This is a genomic window from Paraburkholderia sp. J11-2 (assembly GCF_905220185.1).
Taxonomy (GTDB): domain Bacteria; phylum Pseudomonadota; class Gammaproteobacteria; order Burkholderiales; family Burkholderiaceae; genus Paraburkholderia.
This window is the reverse complement of sequence record NZ_CAJMYY010000002.1, coordinates 463,560-482,158: the sequence shown is the minus strand read 5'-3', so window position 1 is coordinate 482,158 and position 18,599 is coordinate 463,560. Positions and strand designations below refer to the sequence as shown.

12 protein-coding genes and 1 pseudogene are annotated in these 18,599 nt (G+C 65.8%); 6 read left to right on the top strand and 7 right to left on the bottom strand.

The genetic code is table 11. The features are described 5' to 3' along the window. Nucleotides 1-30: 30 nt before the first annotated feature. Complete coding sequence (locus U5A57_RS04375) at nt 31-1,143, bottom strand: BMP family ABC transporter substrate-binding protein (protein ID WP_321908528.1); 1,113 nt, start codon at nt 1,141-1,143, stop codon at nt 31-33. Nucleotides 1,144-1,396: 253 nt separating this feature from the next. Here U5A57_RS04375 and U5A57_RS04370 point away from each other — a divergent pair, with 253 nt between their 5' ends. Further along, complete coding sequence (locus tag U5A57_RS04370) at nt 1,397-1,834, top strand: cupin domain-containing protein (protein WP_321908526.1); 438 nt, start codon at nt 1,397-1,399, stop codon at nt 1,832-1,834. Between the two features lie 35 nt (nt 1,835-1,869). Here U5A57_RS04370 and U5A57_RS04365 read toward each other — a convergent pair whose 3' ends face one another. Then, nucleotides 1,870-3,219, bottom strand: a complete 1,350-nt coding sequence (locus U5A57_RS04365; RefSeq protein ID WP_321908524.1) for a polyhydroxyalkanoate depolymerase — start codon at nt 3,217-3,219, stop codon at nt 1,870-1,872. 289 nt (nt 3,220-3,508) lie between these two features. On the opposite strand from U5A57_RS04365, the gene U5A57_RS04360 reads away from it, so the two are divergent. Together U5A57_RS04360 and U5A57_RS04355 are read left to right on the top strand one after the other, a co-directional pair. Beyond that, nucleotides 3,509-4,168: a glutathione S-transferase family protein gene (locus U5A57_RS04360; protein ID WP_321908522.1), complete on the top strand. Its 660-nt coding sequence runs from the start codon at nt 3,509-3,511 to the stop codon at nt 4,166-4,168. 145 nt (nt 4,169-4,313) lie between these two features. Then, nucleotides 4,314-5,786 (top strand): circularly permuted type 2 ATP-grasp protein, encoded by a 1,473-nt coding sequence (locus tag U5A57_RS04355; protein WP_321908521.1) that lies wholly within the window; start codon nt 4,314-4,316, stop codon nt 5,784-5,786. A 53-nt stretch (nt 5,787-5,839) separates the two neighbouring features. Here U5A57_RS04355 and U5A57_RS04350 read toward each other — a convergent pair whose 3' ends face one another. Then, nucleotides 5,840-6,913: a putative zinc-binding metallopeptidase gene (locus tag U5A57_RS04350; protein WP_321908519.1), complete on the bottom strand. Its 1,074-nt coding sequence runs from the start codon at nt 6,911-6,913 to the stop codon at nt 5,840-5,842. A gap of 206 nt (nt 6,914-7,119) precedes the next feature. On the opposite strand from U5A57_RS04350, the gene U5A57_RS04345 reads away from it, so the two are divergent. The 3 genes from U5A57_RS04345 (at nt 7,120) to U5A57_RS04335 (ending at nt 14,242) form a co-directional block, all read left to right on the top strand. Beyond that, nucleotides 7,120-10,626 (top strand): transglutaminase family protein, encoded by a 3,507-nt coding sequence (locus U5A57_RS04345; protein WP_321908517.1) that lies wholly within the window; start codon nt 7,120-7,122, stop codon nt 10,624-10,626. A gap of 77 nt (nt 10,627-10,703) precedes the next feature. Further along, complete coding sequence (locus U5A57_RS04340; protein WP_321908515.1) at nt 10,704-13,334, top strand: circularly permuted type 2 ATP-grasp protein; 2,631 nt, start codon at nt 10,704-10,706, stop codon at nt 13,332-13,334. Beyond that, nucleotides 13,331-14,242 (top strand): transglutaminase family protein, encoded by a 912-nt coding sequence (locus U5A57_RS04335; protein ID WP_321908513.1) that lies wholly within the window; start codon nt 13,331-13,333, stop codon nt 14,240-14,242. The genes U5A57_RS04340 and U5A57_RS04335 overlap by 4 nt, the downstream gene beginning before the upstream one ends. A gap of 76 nt (nt 14,243-14,318) precedes the next feature. On the opposite strand, the pseudogene U5A57_RS04330 reads toward U5A57_RS04335, so the two are convergent. The 4 genes and pseudogenes from U5A57_RS04330 to U5A57_RS04315 all read right to left on the bottom strand — a co-directional run. Next, a pseudogene (locus tag U5A57_RS04330) lies at nt 14,319-15,356 on the bottom strand (glycosyltransferase family 4 protein); the annotation flags it as partial. A 65-nt stretch (nt 15,357-15,421) separates the two neighbouring features. After that, the gene (locus U5A57_RS04325; RefSeq protein WP_321908509.1) at nt 15,422-16,294 is read right to left on the bottom strand and encodes a glycosyltransferase family 9 protein; all 873 of its coding nucleotides are present in this window, start codon (nt 16,292-16,294) and stop codon (nt 15,422-15,424) included. A 109-nt stretch (nt 16,295-16,403) separates the two neighbouring features. Continuing rightward, nucleotides 16,404-17,363, bottom strand: coding sequence for a glycosyltransferase family 9 protein (locus U5A57_RS04320; RefSeq protein ID WP_321908507.1), 960 nt, complete (start codon nt 17,361-17,363; stop codon nt 16,404-16,406). A 307-nt stretch (nt 17,364-17,670) separates the two neighbouring features. Then, nucleotides 17,671-18,402 carry a response regulator transcription factor gene (locus U5A57_RS04315; protein ID WP_321908505.1) on the bottom strand — a complete coding sequence of 244 codons (732 nt, stop codon included), beginning with the start codon at nt 18,400-18,402 and terminating at the stop codon, nt 17,671-17,673. Nucleotides 18,403-18,599 lie beyond the last annotated feature (197 nt).

The following is an 18,599-nucleotide window of genomic DNA, read 5'->3' as shown; positions in this document are numbered from 1 at the left end:
TGTTACGTCGGTGGCGTTACGTCGGCGGTGTTACTTCGGCAATGCGCCGTCTACGCCTTGCACGAACCAGTTTAGCCGCTGCAACTCGGCATCGGGCAGCGACGTGCCGGCGGCCACCTTGATCGCGCCGCTCTGATCCTTGATCGGTCCCGCGAACGGATCGAACTTGCCGGCAATGATATCGTCGCGTTTTTGCGCGAGCGCCTTTTGCGCGGCAGGCGAAACGGTTGCCGTATTGATGTCGGCAAGGTCGATGGCTTTTTCCTTGAGGCCCCACCACGTTGGCGCATTGGTCCACGTTCCCGCCTGCACCTGTTCGACCAGGTGAGAGTAATACACGCCCCAGTAGCTCACGCATGCGCCCAATTGAGCATTCGGGCCGAACTTCTTCATATCGGAGTCCCAACCGAACGCGTGCACCTTCTTCTGCTCGGCCGTCTGCATCGTCGCCGTCGAATCGGTGTTCTGAATCAGCACGTCCGCGCCCTGGCCGATCAGCGTTTCGGCCGCCTGCTTCTCCTTGCCCGGATCGAACCAGCTATTGATCCAGATGACCTTGACCTTCGCATTCGGATTGACCGAGCGCGCGCCCATCGTGAAGGCGTTGATGTTGCGCACCACTTCCGGCACCGGCACCGAGGCGACGAAGCCGAGCGTATTCGTCTTCGTCGTATAGCCGCCGACGAGCCCGGCAAGATACGCGCTCTGGTACGTGCGCACGTCATAGGTCGCGAAGTTCGCGGCCTTCTTGTAGCCCGTTGCGTGCTCGAATACCACGTCCGGGTAATCCTTTGCGGTCTTCAGTTCGAAGTCCTGAAAACCAAAACTCGAGCCGACGATGATCTTGTTGCCCTTGCTTGCGAGATCGCGAAACACGCGCTCGGAGTCGGCCGATTCGGGCACGTTCTCCACGCGCGTGACCTTGATCTTGTCGCCGAACTTCGCTTCGATCGCCTTCACGCCCTGCTCGTGCGCATAGGTCCAGCCTGCGTCGCCGGGGTTGCCGAGATAGACGAACGCAACGCCGATCGGGGCCGCGGCGGTAGCCGCGGGGCTTAGCGCGGCACAGGCGCCGAGCGTGGCGACGACCGTCGCCGCGAAGCGCAGTGAGCGCACCGCCGCGCAAGCGAATTTTGTTGCCATGAGGTCTCCGAAACAGGATTGGGAAGGATGCGACGCTATTCGACAGTTGTCCGCCGGATAACGTCACGTTAGCGAAAATATTGGTCAGTCAAAATTAAGGCCGAAATTTCGATTCATTATGTGATGAATAACAGAATCGATATAACCGGCCACGGCGTCATAGAAGAACCCGAATGTTCATGGCCTCACGCTGGAACGCGTCGTGCTTGTCGAACCCGTTGCCCCTTCAACCTTCGCGCTCGGGAGACCTGTCATGCAAACCGCACTCGCCACGGACTTTTCGCACGTCAAGCCGCAGGACACGTCATTTACGGGCGGAGGGCTGCGCGACTTCTTCGTCTATCGAGACCTGGGAATCGCCGATGCGACGCACGGCAAGGTGGTCGCGCAACTCGTCAGGGCAAATCTTGCGCCGGAATTGGGCACGGGCTGGCACCGGCATGAGGCAGAATTTCACATTGTCATCATGCTCAAGGGCTGGGCGCGCTTCATGTACGGCGACAAGGAAACCCTCGTCGAAGCGGGGGACTGCGTGCATCAGGCGCCGGGCATCGCGCATTACCTCTTCGATTACTCGCCCGACATGGAGTACCTCGAAATCGTGAGCCCCGCCGACTTCAAGTCGATCGATGTGGAAGCGCCGTGCGCCGTGCCGGCGCCGACGCCATGGCAAACGAGCGCCGCGACGTAACGTGAAGTAACGCGACCTAAGGCGCGCCGTCCGTCCTATTTGGGCTGCGTTTCGGCCGCGCGGCTGATCGCCGATGCCGCATGTGCGTCGGCGTCGAGCAGCGCGCGCAGGGTCACCTGATCGCCGCCTACCGCCTCCGGCGCCGCAATGCGTCGCGCGCGCGGCTCGTGGTCGTGAATGGTCGAGCGCACGAGCGGATAAATCTGCGTGTCCCAGCGGCGGCCATTGAATACGCCGTAGTGGCCCACGCCCGTCTGCACATGATGCGTCTTCATATAGGGGCGCAGCCCCCGGCACAGATCGTGGGCGGCCACGGTCTGCCCCACCGCGCAGATATCGTCCTTCTCGCCTTCGATCGTGAGCAGCGCCGTACGGCGGATCGCGTGCGGCTCGACAAGGCGCTCGCCCACCTTGAGCTTGCCGAGCGGCAGTTGGTACTCCTGAAACACCGAGCTGACCGTTTCCAGATAAAACTCCGCGGTGAGATCGGAGGTGGCGAAGTACTCGCGATAGAACACGTTGAGCGCATCGGCTCTCGCGGGGTCGCCCTTCGCCCGTTCGTGGCGCATCTCCTCGAATGACGCGAGATGACGCTCCAGATTCATCGACATGAACGCGCTGAGTTGCACGAAGCCCGGGTACACGCGCCGTTGCGCGCCGGGAAAGCCGCCTGGCACCGCGCTGATGAGATTGCGCTCGAACCACGTGATCGGCTTGCTGTTGGCGAGTTCGTTGACCTTGGTGGGATTCACCCGGCAATCGATCGGCCCCGCCATCAGCGTCATGCTCGCGGGCTGCGCGGGATCGTTGTCGGCGGCCATCAACGAGACGGCCGCCAGCGCCGCGACCGTCGGCTGGCAGATCGCCACCAGGTGCGCATCGGGCCCGATGCGCCGAATGAAGGACATGACGTGCTCGACGTATTCGTCAAAGCCGAAGCGGCCCGCCGCCAAGGGCACGTCGCGCGGGTTGTGCCAGTCGGTGATATAGACGTCGTGGTCGGCCAGCATGGTGCGCACGGTGCCGCGCAGCAGGGTCGCGAAGTGCCCCGACATGGGAGCGACGAGCAGCACGCGCGGCTGCGGCACGGCCACGTCCTTGCGAAAGTGGAGCAGCGAGGCGAACGGCGTGCGCTTGACGACGCTTTCGGTCACCGGCGTGCGCACGCCATCGACCTCCACGAAATCGATTCCAAACGGCGGCCGCGCGTGCGAAAGCCCGGCAAGCTCGATCTGCTCCCACCATGCATCGAGATAGCGCGCGTCGAATCCGGATGCGAGCGTGGGCCAGGCCGCGATCGCCGCACGGGAAAACGACGCGGCGGCACGCCCGAACCTCGTCGCGTCCGCGAACGTCTGGTAGGCCAGGTAGGCAAGCAGGTTCATGGGCACGGGTCTCAATTGTCTTGAACGCGAAGTGAAGCAGGCAATACATATGCCAGAAGCGTTCATTGGCACAGTGTTTGCACCTTTTCGGCGTGGCGCGGCCTGCGCGCCGCGCCGCGACAGCGGGGCGCGAACGCCTCGCACAGCGCGCCGGCTGCGCCGTCCTGCATGCCGCAATGTAGTGCGGCCGCCTGGCGCGAAAGGTGCATGCTGAAGCGATGCGCGCATTCGGTGCATGCGGCTTCCTTCCCGCACCTGCCCACCGTTTCCTTACCGTTCTGGAGCACCCATGAATCAGACGAATACGACCCTGACGATCAGCAGCCGGAACTATTCGTCGTGGTCCATGCGCGGCTGGCTGCTGGCCAAACTCGCTGGACTCGAATTCGAAACGGTAACCGTGCCGCTCGACGACGCCGCCGCGCGTGCCGAGTTGCTGCTGCTTTCGCCCTCCATTCTCGTGCCCTGCCTGCGTCACGACGGCATCACGGTCTGGGACACGCTCGCGATCTGCGAATACCTCAACGAGATCCAGCCGCGAGCGCAATTGCTGCCCGCGGACCGCACGGCGCGCGCGCACTGCCGCTCCGTATGCGGGGAGATGCATTCGGGCTTCAGCGCATTGCGCTCGGCGCTGCCCATGAACCTGCGCGGCCACTTCCCGAACTTTCGCGTCTGGTCGCGCGCGCAGGACGATATCGGGCGTATCGTGACGATCTGGCGCGAATGTCTGCAAAAGTATGGCGGGCCCTGGCTGTTCGGCGAGATCGGCGCGGCGGACGCGATGTATGCGCCCGTCGTCACACGCCTGCTAACCTATGACGTGCCGATCGACCCCGACATCGGCGACTACTGCATGCGCATACTCAAGCAGCCTTACGTTGCTGAATGGATCGCGGCGGCCCAGTCGGAAACCGAGGACATCGACGAACTCGATATGGAGTTCTGATCGTCACCGTGCACCAACAACGGGCGCGACACGCCCCCGCCCGGCATCGGCATGGAAGTTGCATGACCCCATGCAGCCCGATTATCGAACTGTATGAAGAAGCGCGAAGCAACAGCGCAGAAAAGCAGCGGACGGAAAAACGAACATGAAGCAAACATTCTTCAACGAGATGTTCGAGTACGGGGAATTCGACGTTCGCGGCCTCTCCGCCGCGGCGTTCGCGCAGGCCGGCGAGCCGCGCGCCCATTACCGCGAATTCTTCACATGGATGCGCAGCCAGAGCGAGCAGCAAATGCTCAAGAAGCGCGCCGAAGCCGACGCCATCTTCCGGCGCGTGGGCATCACGTTCGCCGTCTACGGTGAAAAGGACGTCACGGGCGCGGGCACCGAGCGCACGATTCCCTTCGACGTGATCCCGCGCATCTTCCAGCGCCAGGAGTGGAACACGCTCGAGCGCGGCTTGCGCCAGCGCGTGAATGCGCTGAACCGCTTCATCCACGACATCTACCACGAGCAGGAGATCGTCAAGCGCGGCATCGTGCCCGCCGACCAGATCCTGCGCAACGCGCAGTACCGCCCCGAGATGCAGGGCGTGAATGTCGCGCACGACATCTATGCGCATATCGCGGGCATCGATATCGTGCGCGCCGGCGAGGGCGAGTTCTATGTGCTGGAGGACAACCTGCGCGTGCCCTCCGGCGTGTCGTACATGCTGGAAAACCGCAAGATGATGATGCGGCTCTTTCCCGACCTGTTCGTGCGCAACCGCGTGGCGCCGGTCGCGCACTACCCCGACCTGCTGCTCGACACGCTGCGCGCCGCCGCCCCTTCCGGCACCGACAACCCGACGGTCGTGCTGCTCACGCCGGGCATGTACAACTCGGCGTACTTCGAGCACGCGTTTCTCGCGCAGCAAATGGGCGTCGAACTCGTGGAAGGCCAGGACCTCTTCGTCGAGAACGATCACCTCTATATGCGCACCACAAAGGGCCCGCAGCGCGTGGACGTGATCTACCGGCGTGTGGACGACGACTTTCTCGATCCGCACGTCTTCCGCTCCGACTCGACGCTCGGCGCGGCGGGCCTCATGAACGTCTACCGCAAGGGCAACGTGACGCTCTGCAATGCGGTGGGCACGGGCGTGGCCGACGACAAGTCGATCTACCCCTACGTGCCCGACATGGTGCGCTTCTATCTGGGCGAGGAACCGCTGCTCAAGAACGTGCCCACGTGGATGTGCCGCAAGGCCGACGACCTGCAGTACGTGCTCGACCATCTGCCGGAACTGGTCGTGAAGGAAACGCACGGCGCCGGCGGCTACGGCATGCTGATCGGCCCGGCCGCCACGCGCGCCGAGATCGAGGAATTCCGCGCGGTGCTCGCCGCGAACCCCGACAAGTACATCGCGCAGCCTACGCTGTCGCTCTCCACGTGCCCGACGTGGGTCGAAGCGGGCGTTGCGCCGCGCCACATCGACCTGCGCCCGTTCGTGCTCTCGGGCAAGGAAGTGCGTATGGTGCCGGGCGGGCTCACGCGCGTCGCGCTGCGCGAAGGCTCGCTCGTGGTCAATTCCTCGCAGGGCGGCGGCACGAAGGACACCTGGGTGCTCGAGCGCTGAGCCGGCGCGTTGGCGAACACAAGAGCGCAAAAACGCAAGCGGCGCGTGGACGTTCACGACCGGGAAGACGAAGCCGAGATCACGCGATGAACGAAGCGCAATTTGTCGATGACAGGCGTTGCCAGCGCGAACGGATAGCCGTCCGGCATGCCGAGGCTGCGGTTCAGGCTATTGAGCGCGTAGGTGAGCGGAAACCAGCGCGCCATGAGGCTGTCGAAGCTCGCCTCGTCCACCGGCGTCTGGTCGACCAGCACAGGCTCGTCGCGGCTTTCGGGCAGCAGCGCGAGGCCGCAGGCCGTGGCTGTGTCGAGCGTATCGACGATATGCAGGTAATGCGCCCACGTCTCGGCCCAGTCCTCCCACGCATGCACCGACGCATACGCGCTCACATGGCGTTCGGCCCAGTCCGGCGCGGGGCCTTCGGCGTAATGCGCGGCGAGCGCTTCGGCATAGTCGGCGCGCTCGTCGCCGAAGCAGCGGCGAAACGGTTCGAGCCAGCGCCCGGTTGGCTCCTGCGCGATGAGACGGTCGAAATAGTAATGGCCGACCTCGTGGCGGAAATGCCCCAGCAAGGTGCGATACGGTTCGTGCAGCGAGACGCGCGTGCGCTCGCGATGCGCGTCGTCGGCCTCGGCGATGTTCATCGTGATGAGGCCATGATCGTGGCCCGTCATGACCGGCTCGCCATCGTCGGTTGCCTCGAGAAACTCGAATTGCAGGCCGTGTTCCGGGTCTTCGGCGCGCGTGACGAGCGGCAGGCCGAGCGCACCCAGCGTATAGAGCAGGCGCCGCTTGGCCGTTTCGAGGCGATACCAGTACAGGCGGTTCTCGGCTCGCGAGAGGTTGGGGATCGTGCGCGTGAACTGGCAGGCGCGGCACAGCGTGTCCCCGGAATCGGCCGGAATCATGCCGTTGCAGACGTTTTCGACCGCGTAGTTGTGGCACTGGCGAAAGAGCGCGCCGGCGGCCTTGGCATTCAGGCTGCGCCAGCGGCCTTCGCCCGCGTCTTCGAAAGCGTGCATCTCGCCCGTCTGCGGCACATAGCCCAAGCGCGCCTCGCATCGCTCGCAGCGCTCGTTTTCGAAAAACACCAGCTGATTGCAGTGGTCGCAGTGAAAGGTCTTCATGGCCGCATTCCTGTGATGGCCGCGCGGGCCGCAGCGCCTCACGCAGCACGCGGCGTGCCTCGCACGCGCGCGGGCGGCGCTTTTGCCCCGGTTGCCGCCGCGGCTGTCACATCCCGCACTCGCGCCGACTGCATCATACGCACGCTGCGCCGTGCGCCGCTTATCCGTTTTGCGCCGTTCCAACCAAGTCGATCGAGGAGTCGGGTGTGTCCATCCGTGTCGCGTTAAACCATGTCACGCAGTATCGCTATGACCGGCTCGTGCGCCTCGCGCCGCACGTGGTGCGCCTGCGCCCGGCGCCCCACTGCCGCACGCCCATCCTCTCGTATTCGATGCGCGTGGAGCCCGCCGATCATTTCGTCAACTGGCAGCAGGACCCGTTCGCCAACTATCAGGCGCGGCTCGCGTTTCCCGAGCCGACGCGCGAGTTCCGCGTCACGATCGACCTGGTCGCGGAAATGGCGGTCTACAACCCGTTCGACTTCTTTCTCGAGCCGAGCGCCGAGCGTTTTCCGTTCACCTACGCGCCCGAGCTGGCCGCCGAACTCGCCCCGTATCTCGTGCGCACCGAGCCCACGCCGCGCTTCGCCGCGTTCGTCGAGTCGATCGACCGCACGCCGCGCGTGACCATCGACTTCCTCGTCGATCTGAACCAGCGCCTGCAGCACGAGATCGGCTACCTGATCCGCATGGAGCCGGGCGTGCAGACGCCCGAGGAAACGCTGGAAAATGGCTCCGGCTCGTGCCGCGACACGGGCTGGCTGCTCGTGCAGACGCTGCGCCAGCTCGGGCTCGCCGCGCGCTTCGTCTCGGGCTACCTGCTGCAGCTCACACCCGACGTCAAGGCGATCGACGGCCCGCGCGGCGCCGAAGCCGACTTCACCGACCTGCACGCGTGGTGCGAGGTCTATCTGCCGGGCGCGGGCTGGATCGGGCTCGATCCGACCTCGGGGCTGCTTGCGGGCGAAGGCCATATTCCGGTGGCGTGCACCCCGGAGCCCGGCAGCGCCGCGCCGATCTCGGGCGCGCTCGACGAATGCGAAGTCGAGTTCTCGCATTCGATGTCGATCTCGCGCGTGCTCGAAACGCCCCGCGTGACGAAGCCCTACACCGAAGCGCAATGGGCCGGCATGCACGCGGTAGGCATCGAGGTGGACGCCGCGCTCGCCGGCCAGGACGTGCGCCTCACGATGGGCGGCGAGCCGACCTTCGTGGCGGCGGGCGACCGCGACGCGCCCGAATGGAACACCGACGCGCTCGGCCCGACCAAGCGCCGCTACGCCATCGCACTCATGGACAAGTTGCGCGCGCACTATGGCGCGCTGGGCTTTTTGCATATCGGCCAGGGCAAGTGGTATCCGGGTGAGCAGTTGCCACGCTGGGCGCTGTCGCTTTTCTGGCGCACGGACGGCGAACCGTGCTGGCGCGACCCCGCGCTGTTCGCCGACGAGCGCTCGCTCACGCACCACACGGCCGAGGATGCGCAGCGCTTCATTGCACATCTCGCTACCAAGCTCGCAGTTGATCCCGAGCACGTACAGCCCGCTTACGAAGACACCTGGTATTACCTGTGGCGCGAGCGCCGTCTGCCCGTCAACGTCGATCCGTTCGACTCGCGCCTCGACGACGAGATGGAGCGCATGCGGTTGCGCCGTATCTTCGACTCGGGCCTCGACACCGTGACGGGCTACGTGCTGCCGCTCGCCTGCGAGCGCGGCGAGCCTGGAGCGGGGCAACCCGCGCTGCAGGGCCCGCGCTGGATCAGCGGCCCATGGTTCTTCCGTGACGAGCGCATGTATCTCATTCCCGGCGACTCGCCAATGGGCTACCGGTTGCCGCTCGATTCGCTGCCGTGGGTCGCGGAGGCCGACTACCCGTGGCAGCACACGCGCGATCCGTTCGCCGCGCCGGCGCCGCTGCGCAGCGCGGCCGAGCTGCGCATGCAGTACGAGGCGAACTTTGATGCCGCTGCGCAATTGCGTAGCGGAGAACGCGCTGGAAGCGCGGGAAGCGCGGGAAGTGCGGGAAGCGCCGCCTACGCCGAAGGCGCGGGAGGCACCGGCGTGCCCTCTGCTTCACATCGCTACCCCGAACGCGGCGAGTCGGCCGCCTGGATCCATCGCACCGCGCTGTGCGTCGAAGCGCGCGACCCGGCGCGCGCCGCGGGACCGAAAGCCGAAGCCGCAACGTTCGGCCGCGCGCAGGGCCAGTTGCACGTCTTCATGCCGCCGCTCGCCGAACTCGACGACTACCTCGACCTGCTCGCCGCCGTCGAGGCCACCGCCGCCGACCTCGCGCTGCCGGTCGTGATCGAAGGCTATCCGCCGCCGCGCGACCCGCGCCTGAAAATGCTCCAGGTCACGCCCGACCCCGGTGTGATCGAAGTGAACATCCACCCGTCGTCGAACTGGGACGAGCTGGTCGAGCGCACCGAATTCCTCTATCAGGCCGCGCACGAAACGCTGCTCTCCACCGAAAAGTTCATGCTCGACGGCCGCCACACCGGCACCGGCGGCGGCAATCACCTCGTGCTCGGCGGCGCCACGCCCGCCGACAGCCCGTTCCTGCGCCGCCCCGACCTGCTCGCGAGCCTCGTCGCCTACTGGCACAACCACCCGTCGCTTTCGTATCTGTTTTCGGGCCTGTTCATCGGGCCGACGAGCCAGGCGCCGCGCGTGGACGAAGCGCGCAACGATCAGGTCTACGAACTGGAAGTCGCGTTCGCCGAGATCCAGCGCCAAGTCGATCTGCTGCGCGGTTTCGGCAGCCCCTTCGACAACGGCCCGCGCGTGCCGCCGTGGCTCATCGACCGCACGCTGCGCAACATCCTCATCGACGTGACCGGCAACACCCATCGCGCCGAGTTCTGCATCGACAAGCTCTATTCGCCCGACGGCCCGACCGGGCGCCTGGGCCTGCTCGAGCTGCGCGGCTTCGAAATGCCGCCGCACGCGCGCATGAGCCTCGCGCAGCAGCTGCTGCTGCGCGCGCTCGTCGCGCGCTTCTGGAAAACGCCGTACACGCAGCGCCTCACGCGCTGGGGCACCGAGCTGCACGACCGCTTCATGCTCTCGACCTTCGTGCAGATGGACTTCGACGACGTGCTCGCCGAAACGACCCAGGCGGGCTTCGCGCTCGACGCCGCGTGGTTCGCGCCGCACTTCGAATTCCGCTTCCCGCTGGTGGGCGAGGTGCAGACGGGCGGCATCGCGCTCTCGGTGCGCCATGCGCTCGAACCGTGGCACGTGATGGGCGAGGAAGGCGGGGCCGGCACCACGGTGCGTTACGTCGATTCGTCGGTGGAGCGGCTCGAAGTGCGCGTGCTCGGCATCAACGAAAACCGCCATATCGTCAGCGTGAACGGCCGCGCGTTGCCGCTTCAGCCCACTGGGCGCGTGAGCGAGAGCGTGGCGGGTGTGCGCTTTCGCGCGTGGCAGCAGTCGGCCGCGCTGCATCCGACCATCGGCGTGCACGCGCCGCTCACGATCGATATCGTCGACACCTGGAATGCCCGCGCGATTGGCGGATGCCAGTATCATGTTGCGCATCCTGGCGGACGCAATTATCAGACGTTTCCGGTCAACGCCTACGAGGCCGAAAGCCGCCGCCGCGCGCGCTTCTTCACGACCGGCCACACGCCGGGGCCGGTGGAAGTGGCGCCGCCTGAGCGCAGCCTCGAATTTCCGTTCACACTGGATCTACGCCGCGGCTAATTGCGGCCGATAACCCGTCAATAGCCCTAACCGAAGGCGCGCCTCGCGAGCGAGGCGCGCTGCCACGAATCACGATCTTGCCGACTCAATCCACCCTGCCGTTCGATTCCTCCGCCAGCGACGACGAGGCGCTCGCGCCGCTGCGCACGCTGCCGGTGCGCGCCGGACACTGGGACGAGCTGCAAACGGCAGAAGGCGAGCTGCGCGAGCCGTGGCGGCAGTTCTTCGGCCTGCTCGGCAAGCCGGGGGTGGCGGGATTCGACAGCGCGGCGGCCTCGGTCGAGCGCCAGGTGCGCGAGAACGACATCACCTACAACGTCTACGCCGACGCGGGCGGGCCGCGCCCGTGGGCGCTCGACGTGCTGCCGTTCATCATCGACGAAGCCGAATGGGCGCAGATCGAGCGCGGCGCCGCGCAGCGCGCGCGCCTGCTCAACGAGATCGTCGCCGATATCTACGGGCCGCAAACGCTGCTCGCGCGCGGCCTGCTGCCGCCCGCGCTGGTGTTCGGCCACCCGGGCTACCTGCGCGCCGTGAAAGGCTTCGTGCCGCCGGGCCGCCAGTATCTGCAGATCGTCGCCCTCGACCTCGCGCGCTCGCCCGAAGGCCAGTGGACCGTCGTCTCGCACCGCACGGAAGCGCCCTCGGGCCTCGGCTATCTGCTCGAGAACCGGCTTATCGTCTCGAGCCTCTTTGCCGAGCCGTTTCGCACCATGCGGGTGCACCGTCTCGCGCCTTCCTATTCGCAGCTCGTCGCCACGCTCGCCGCGGCCGCGCGCGAGATCATGAGCGCCGACGAGCGCAGCGCGAGCGGCGCGTCTGCGCATATCGTGCTGCTCACGCCGGGACCGTTCAGCGAGACCTACTTCGAGCACGTGTTCCTTGCGCGCTACCTCGGCCTCACGCTCGTCGAGGGCAAGGACCTCACGGTGCGCGACGACATGCTGTACCTCAAGACGCTCGATGGCCTCGAGCGCGTGCACGCGGTGCTGCGCCGCCTCGACGACACGTTCTGCGACCCGGTCGAGCTGCGCGCCGACTCGACCATCGGCGTGCCGGGCCTGCTGCAGGTCATGCGGGCGGGCAACGTGATGGTCTCGAACGTGCCGGGCGCCGGCTTCGTCGAATCGCCCGCGCTGCACGGCTTCATGCCGGGCATTGCGCAGGCGCTGCTCGGCGAGGAGCTTGCGCTGCCGAGCAGCGCGACCTGGTGGTGCGGCGAAGACGCGGCCTGGCACGACGCGCTCGCGCAGGTGCCCGAGGCGCTGCTCGTGCCGACGTGGCCCGGCGCGGCGAGCGCGTCTTCCGCGCCCGGGCTCGCCGCCGGCCTGCAAACGCTCGCCGACTGGCGCGAGCGCATCGAGCAATTGCCCGACGCCTTCACGGTGCAGCAGCCGCTGCGCTACAGCTATACGCCGCGCTATGAAAACGGCGCGGGCATGCTCGGCGCGCGGCCGGCCGTCCTGCGCGTCTACGCGATTGCCGACCACGAATGCGGCTGGCGTGTGCTGCCTGGCGGCTTCACGCGCCTGGCGGCAGAACATCAGGAATCCGTATCGATGCAGATGGGCGGCAGCAGCGTGGATACCTGGGTGCTGTCGAGCCAGCCCGGTTCGACCTTTACGCTCCTGCCGAGCCCGATCAAGCCCGGCGAGCTGCACCGCGAGCGCCGCCGCGTGCCGAGCCGCTCGGCGGAGAACCTGTTCTGGGCGGGCCGTTACGGCGAGCGCGCCGAAAACGGCGTGCGCCTGTGCCGGTTGATTCTCGGCTCGCTCGAAGGCAGCGACGCCGAAGAATTGTTCGGCACCTTCATCGAACTGGCGGCCGCCAATGGGCTCGTGCCCGCCACGGGCCATGAAGCGCGGCGCAGCCTCGACGACTTCGAGCGCGCGCTCGTCGCCAATCTGCACGAGAACGCGGGCGCAACGGGAATCGGCCGCACGCTCGCGAGCCAGGCGTACGCCTGCGGCGAGATTCGCGGCCGGCTTTCGAACGACCATTGGCGCACCGTGCTTGCCTCGCGCAACGACTTCCGCGACGCGCTGCACGCGCTCTCGCTCGTGCCAGCGGCGCCGCGCAACGGCACCACCCTCGAATTCAGGCGTCCCACGCCGTACGACCGCATCGCGCTGATGGGCGCGCTCGACACGCTCGCCACGCAGCTAAGCGCCATCAGCGGCTGCCAGGGCGACCGCATGACCCGCGACGAAGCCTGGCGCCTGTTGTTCGCGGGACGCCATATCGAACGCGTGTCCGCACTCGCCACCATGCTGCGGATCGCCGCGCACGAACGCACGCTCGCCACGCCCGCGGGCTTCGACGTGCTGCTGCAACTGTTCGACAGCACGCTCACGTATCGCTCGCTCTACCCGGGGCGCCTCGAAGTGCCCGCGCTGCTCGACGTGATCGTGACCGACCCGACCAATCCGCGCGGGCTCTACGGCGTCTATGCGCGGCTGCGCGCGCGGCTCGACGAAATCGCCCAGGCTTCACGCGGTCCGAAGCGTGAGCCGTTCGCCTCACACCTCGCGCCCGTCGAGGCGCTGCCCACACTGGAAGTGCTTTGCGAGCCCGGCGACGACGGCCGCTACCCTGCGCTCACCGCGCTGTGCGACAGTTTCGCCGAGCGCATGGCCGCGATGTCGAACGAGATCAGCGCACGCTGGTTCAGCCACGCCGTGCCGCTCGCCGCGCAGGTGTGGTCATGAGCGGCACGCGCCTCGCGGTCACGCACCGCACGACCTACCGCTATTCGACGCTCGTCGAGACCGCGCAGCATCTCGCGACGATCCGTCCGCTCGACCTGCCGTGGCAGCGCGTGCTCACGCACCGCGAACGCATCGAACCCGCGCCGTCGTATCAAACCAGCCGCTGCGACGCCTTCGGCAACGAGGTCCTCTACTTCTCGTTCGACGCGCCACACGACTACCTGCAAATGACGAGCGAGACGAGCGTGCTGCTCACGCCTCGCTACGCATCGCTCGATGTCGCCGCGACACCGGCCTGGGAAGACGTCGAGCGCATGCTGCGCTACACGGCGGGCGGCGCGTTTTACGCGGAGTCGGAGTTTTGCTTCGCTTCGCCGAATATCGCCCTGCAGCCCGGATTGCGAGCCTACGCGCTGGAAAGCTTCACGCCCGGCACCCCGGTACTGGCCGGGGCGATTGACCTGATGCATCGCATCCATGCCGACTTCGAGTACCTGCCCTCGGCAACGGCGTTCGACACACCCGCAGCGCGCGCGTTCGAACTGCGCCATGGCGTGTGCCAGGACTTCGCCCAGGTGATGATCGGCTGCCTGCGCTCGATCGGGCTCGCCGCGCGCTACGTGAGCGGCTATCTGCGCAACGACCCGCCCGAAGGCGCGCCGCCGATGATCGGCGCGGACGCCTCGCATGCGTGGGTGTCGCTCTACGTACCCCCGGCGCCGTCCGCACTCTCTGCGCCCCCGGCAGGCTGGATCGATCTCGATCCGACCAACGACGTGCTCGCCGATCAAGGCCACGTTACGCTCGCCATCGGCCGCGACTACACCGACGTGTCGCTGCTGCGCGGCGTCATTCTTGGCGGCGGCGAGCATCGGGTGGACGTGGCGGTCAGTGTGAACGCGGACTGACCGTCGCGTTCAGACCCAGCGCCGAAGCGGCGCCGCGCTGGGCGCCAACGGCGCTGATACCCCAACCTGTATGCACCTGGCTGGCTAACGAAAGCAGTGAATCGACGTGCCCGGCCACGCTGGCGTCGTAGAGCACGGCTTTGCCTTTCTCCATCTCGGCGGGTTGGCTGGCAATTGCGCGCCTGATCGCCTCGCGCAGCGATCGCACGTCTCCTCGCTCGAAGACGTGCTTCGCTTGTGTGGCGATCACATCGCCGCAACCCATCGTCGAAGGAATGATCACAGGCGTGCCGCACATCACCGATTCGATACCCACCAACCCGAAAGGCTCGTAAGCGGAAGCCAGGATCGTGAAGTCGGCAGCGCGATAACAGTCCTCGATTTCGCGCTGAAAGCCGATGTAACGCACGTGCGGCGAGAGGCTGCCCACCGGCCGCCCCGCTACTGCGACGACGACGGGTTCCTTGAGGTCCCGCGCGGCTGCCTCGATGAGCGGCAGGCCCTTGCGCATGTGACTGCTCGAAGGAAACAGCAACACGCACTCGTTGTCCTGAAAGCCGAGCCGCTTGCGCAGCGATGCGCGCGCAGCGGTATCGACAGGCGTGAAGCGCGCTGTGTCGACGGGGGGACGCAGAATGCGCACCTTGGCCTCGTCGATTCCGTACAGTTCGATCAGTTCGTCACGCATCAAAGGCGAATGCGCCAGAATGATCGCCGCGTTGGCGTACAGGCGTTCCTCCAGTGCAATCTGCCAACGGTCGGTAAGCTTGGTTCTGCGGCCCGTTGCGCGCAGGAAGCCACGATGGGTGCCGCCACACACGGCGATATCCGAACTGTCGACACGGTTGCAGCCGATCATGATGTCCACGGCGGCTACACGCTTCGCGCGGCGCAATCGCCAGGAGAACCAGGCATCGCGCAGTTTGCCTGGCAAAAACGACACGTTGATGCGATGCGGCTCGACCATCGCGTACTCGGGCAGCGCATGGTCGAGGCTGCGCGCGAAATAGGCGGGGCGAAAGCCGCGCTCGGCAATGCCGCGCGCAAGGTCTCTCGCGTAGCGCTCCATGCCGCCGCTATGCTTCATCACGTTGCAGGAAACGCCGAGTTTCATGGCATCCCCTCCTCTACAGTTGATCGATCCAATACTTCAAAACCGCCGCGTTTGATGGCTCGCGCTCATGAACGCGACTGCAGCGCCTGAAAGTGCGCCATGACACGACCCACGCTGAGCAGCTTTGTCCACAGAAGCTCCTTGAGATTGCCGAACGGTATGACGTTGGGCGGCAATACGATGTGGCCAGGCCCCCAGCGCGGGCGCCACGTGCGCGCCAGTCCGCGCCGCATGAAAAGCGTGAGCGTGGGGACTCCGATCGACGAAGCGAGATGACCGAGCCCCGAGTCGTTGCCGATGAACCACGCGGACTCGGCGATCCAGGTCGCCACGTCCTCGAGTCGCGGCAGTGAGTGAACCTCGTGCCCTTGCGCCTGGCTCTCCCGCCAGGCCGCAAACTCCCCGGGCGCGACGAGAAAGCTCGGATGCAGGTGCGCACGGCTGAGTTCGTGGGCGAGCGCGAGAAACTTCTCGCGGCTCCACATTTTTTCGCGGTGGCTGCCGGTGGGATGGATCACGACACGATCCGCGAAGCGGCCGCGCTGCACGCCGGGCGGCACGACGAGGCCGTTCGAATGCGTCACATCGCGTAACGCGAGCACATTCACGGCAATGTCGACCACGCGGTCGACCATGTGCTTCCCGCCGCCATATTCGGGCAGTTCGGCCAGACAAAGCGTCTTGCCCGAGCGGCTCAGCATCGGCCCGAACTCGGTGCGGCGCAGTTCGATGACCGTGTCGAACGCGCCGGCATACGCCGCCTGATACCCCACCGTCATGTGGGGAAACCAGGCCGCGAGCTGCTCGGCCACCCAGCCGAACACGATGGGCCGGTAGCCGTTTCGAATGAGGTTGTTGACGAGAACGAGCCCAATAAGGCTGTCGCCGATTGGCGGCGGCAACGCCACCGCAACACTGCCCTGGATCTGGAATTTCATGTCCATGCGAAGGTGGGCCGGAAGATTCCGGCGCGGTAAACGTTAGTAACACTAATCATTGATTCGATGCTTGCCTCGATCGCCGATATGCGTTACCGCGAAGGCAATTTCAGGCCGGCAACGCCACCCGTTCGCGCAGTACCCGAAAGGCGCGGTGCACGCGTCGCACCGAGATCGCTTCGCGCCACCACTTTTCCTTGAGGCCAGCGGTCGGCACCCACCACGGCGGCAGCACGATCTCGCCGCACTGAAATCCAGGGCGCCAGCGCTGCGCGACGCGTCGCCGACGAAACACGGTCAGCGTCGGGATGCCGAGTGCCGAAGCGAGATGGCCCAGGCCCGAATCGTTGCCGATAAACCAGCCCGATTCGTAAAGCCACGCTGCAAGGTCAGCCGTCTCGCGAAACGAACACAACGGCGGTGCGGTGCTGGCAAGCGGCAGCCAGCGCGAGCGCTCGCCGTCGGCAACGACGAACTCAGGCGCAAAACCTTCCCCGCTCAAACGCTGGGCGAGGCCAATGAAACGGCGCGCCAGCCAGCGCTTGTCCGCTGTGCTGGCCTCCGGGTGCACCGCTACGCGTTGGGCGTGGCGGCGGTGCTGAAGCTCCGGCGGCGCGCGCATACCGTTCGAAATCTCGACGGTTGGCAATCCGAAGTGACGCGCCGCGAACGCCGCGAAGCGGTGCGCTATACAGCGGCCGTCGTCCGCGTATTCGACATCGTGCAGATCGACGAAGCCCGGATGCCATGCGCGTAGTTGCTTGAGCGGCCGGTCGCGGTGCATCTGCACGACGACGCCGAAATCCGCTAGCCGATCGCGTGCTTCTTCCTCGCCGAGCGCCGGCTTCATCGACAAGTGCGGGAACCAGCGGGCAAGCGACCACGCGTGATTACCGAATATTTCCACCTGCCAGCCCGCGAGCACGAGATTGTGCGCAATGAGCAACAGATTCAGCGAATCCCCAAGCGCCGGCGACATCACAAACGCCGCGCTGCGTGCTTGCTCGCGCGCCAGGGAGGGACACGTTGCGTCGTGCTGGGCGTGGCTCTCACGGTCGAGGTGTTGCATCGTTGCGTGTCTGATCGGGGTTCGGCAGGGTTTCTGCGGGTTAAGGCTATGGACACGCATGTTGCCACCGTGGCGCCGGTTCCGGGTTACAGGATTTTTCCGTACATTTCTTCCACGCCACGCCAGCGTGCGCGAACGTTACAGGACCGGTTACACGTTAAGAAATAGCAATGGTTCTGAAGTTCGAAAATGCGAAATCATCTGCTACGCTGGTCTCACCTGACATTGCGCGGTATGCCTCAACCGTGGATGAAGGGTGCTATACCTCCAACTCTTTGCATACCCGGCGAAAACGCCGGGTTTTTTTTCATCCGCGGGCAGCCGCCAGGTCCTGGTCGGGAAGCGCGTCGTCGGGGCAGAAAACATAGCCGTCCCTGTAACGCGTTTGAATATATTGGCGGCCGCACGGCGACAGCCCGAGCAGCTTGCGCAGGCGGAAAACGACCACGTCGACGCTGCGCGCATGAAGCGACGAATTGCGATCGATCATGTTCACAATGCGCTCGCGCGACAGCGGCCGCAGCCGATTCGCGGCGAACACCGCGAGCACGGCGAGCACGAGGGGCGGAGCCGGGATCTTGCGGCCGTCCCTGAACAGTTGATTGTCGATGGCGTCGAGTTCGAAGCCGTCGAAGACGTATTTCGTTTCCCTGCGCGGCGACGCTGGGTAATCGATCCTGCAGCGCAACGCGTGGTGCATGCGCGCGAGCAGTTCGCGAGGATCGAACGGATCGACCATATAGTCGTTGGCGCCGAATTCGAACGCGAGCACCTTGTCGGCCACGTCGCCGGATTCGCTCACGATGATCGCAGGCGTGAGCCACCCTCGCTCGCGCAGCGCGCGTAGCGTTGCAATGCCGTCGATCTTCAGCGCGTCATGCCGAAGGATGATGAGCGAAGGCGTTTCTCGCGCGAGACGCTGTTCCAGTCGCTCGACGCCATACAGCACTGACACGGCGATCTGCTGACGCTGCAAATAGGTACGCAGGTCGTCCCGATATGCCTGATCGGGTTCGACAAGCAGCACGTGTATGTCCATCGATCTGTCCCTTCCTGTGTCATGCACGTCATTCCAGCCAGATCGCGCGCACGAGCGGCATGCAAGCGCTTCGATCTGCAGCGGATCATACGGAACAACCGTGCAGGAAAAAGAAGGGAAATCTGGAGAAAATAAGGATTCGGACGGGCCACGCCCACCTTACGGTACGCTTCAGGCGAAAATAGTGCCGAATTTGC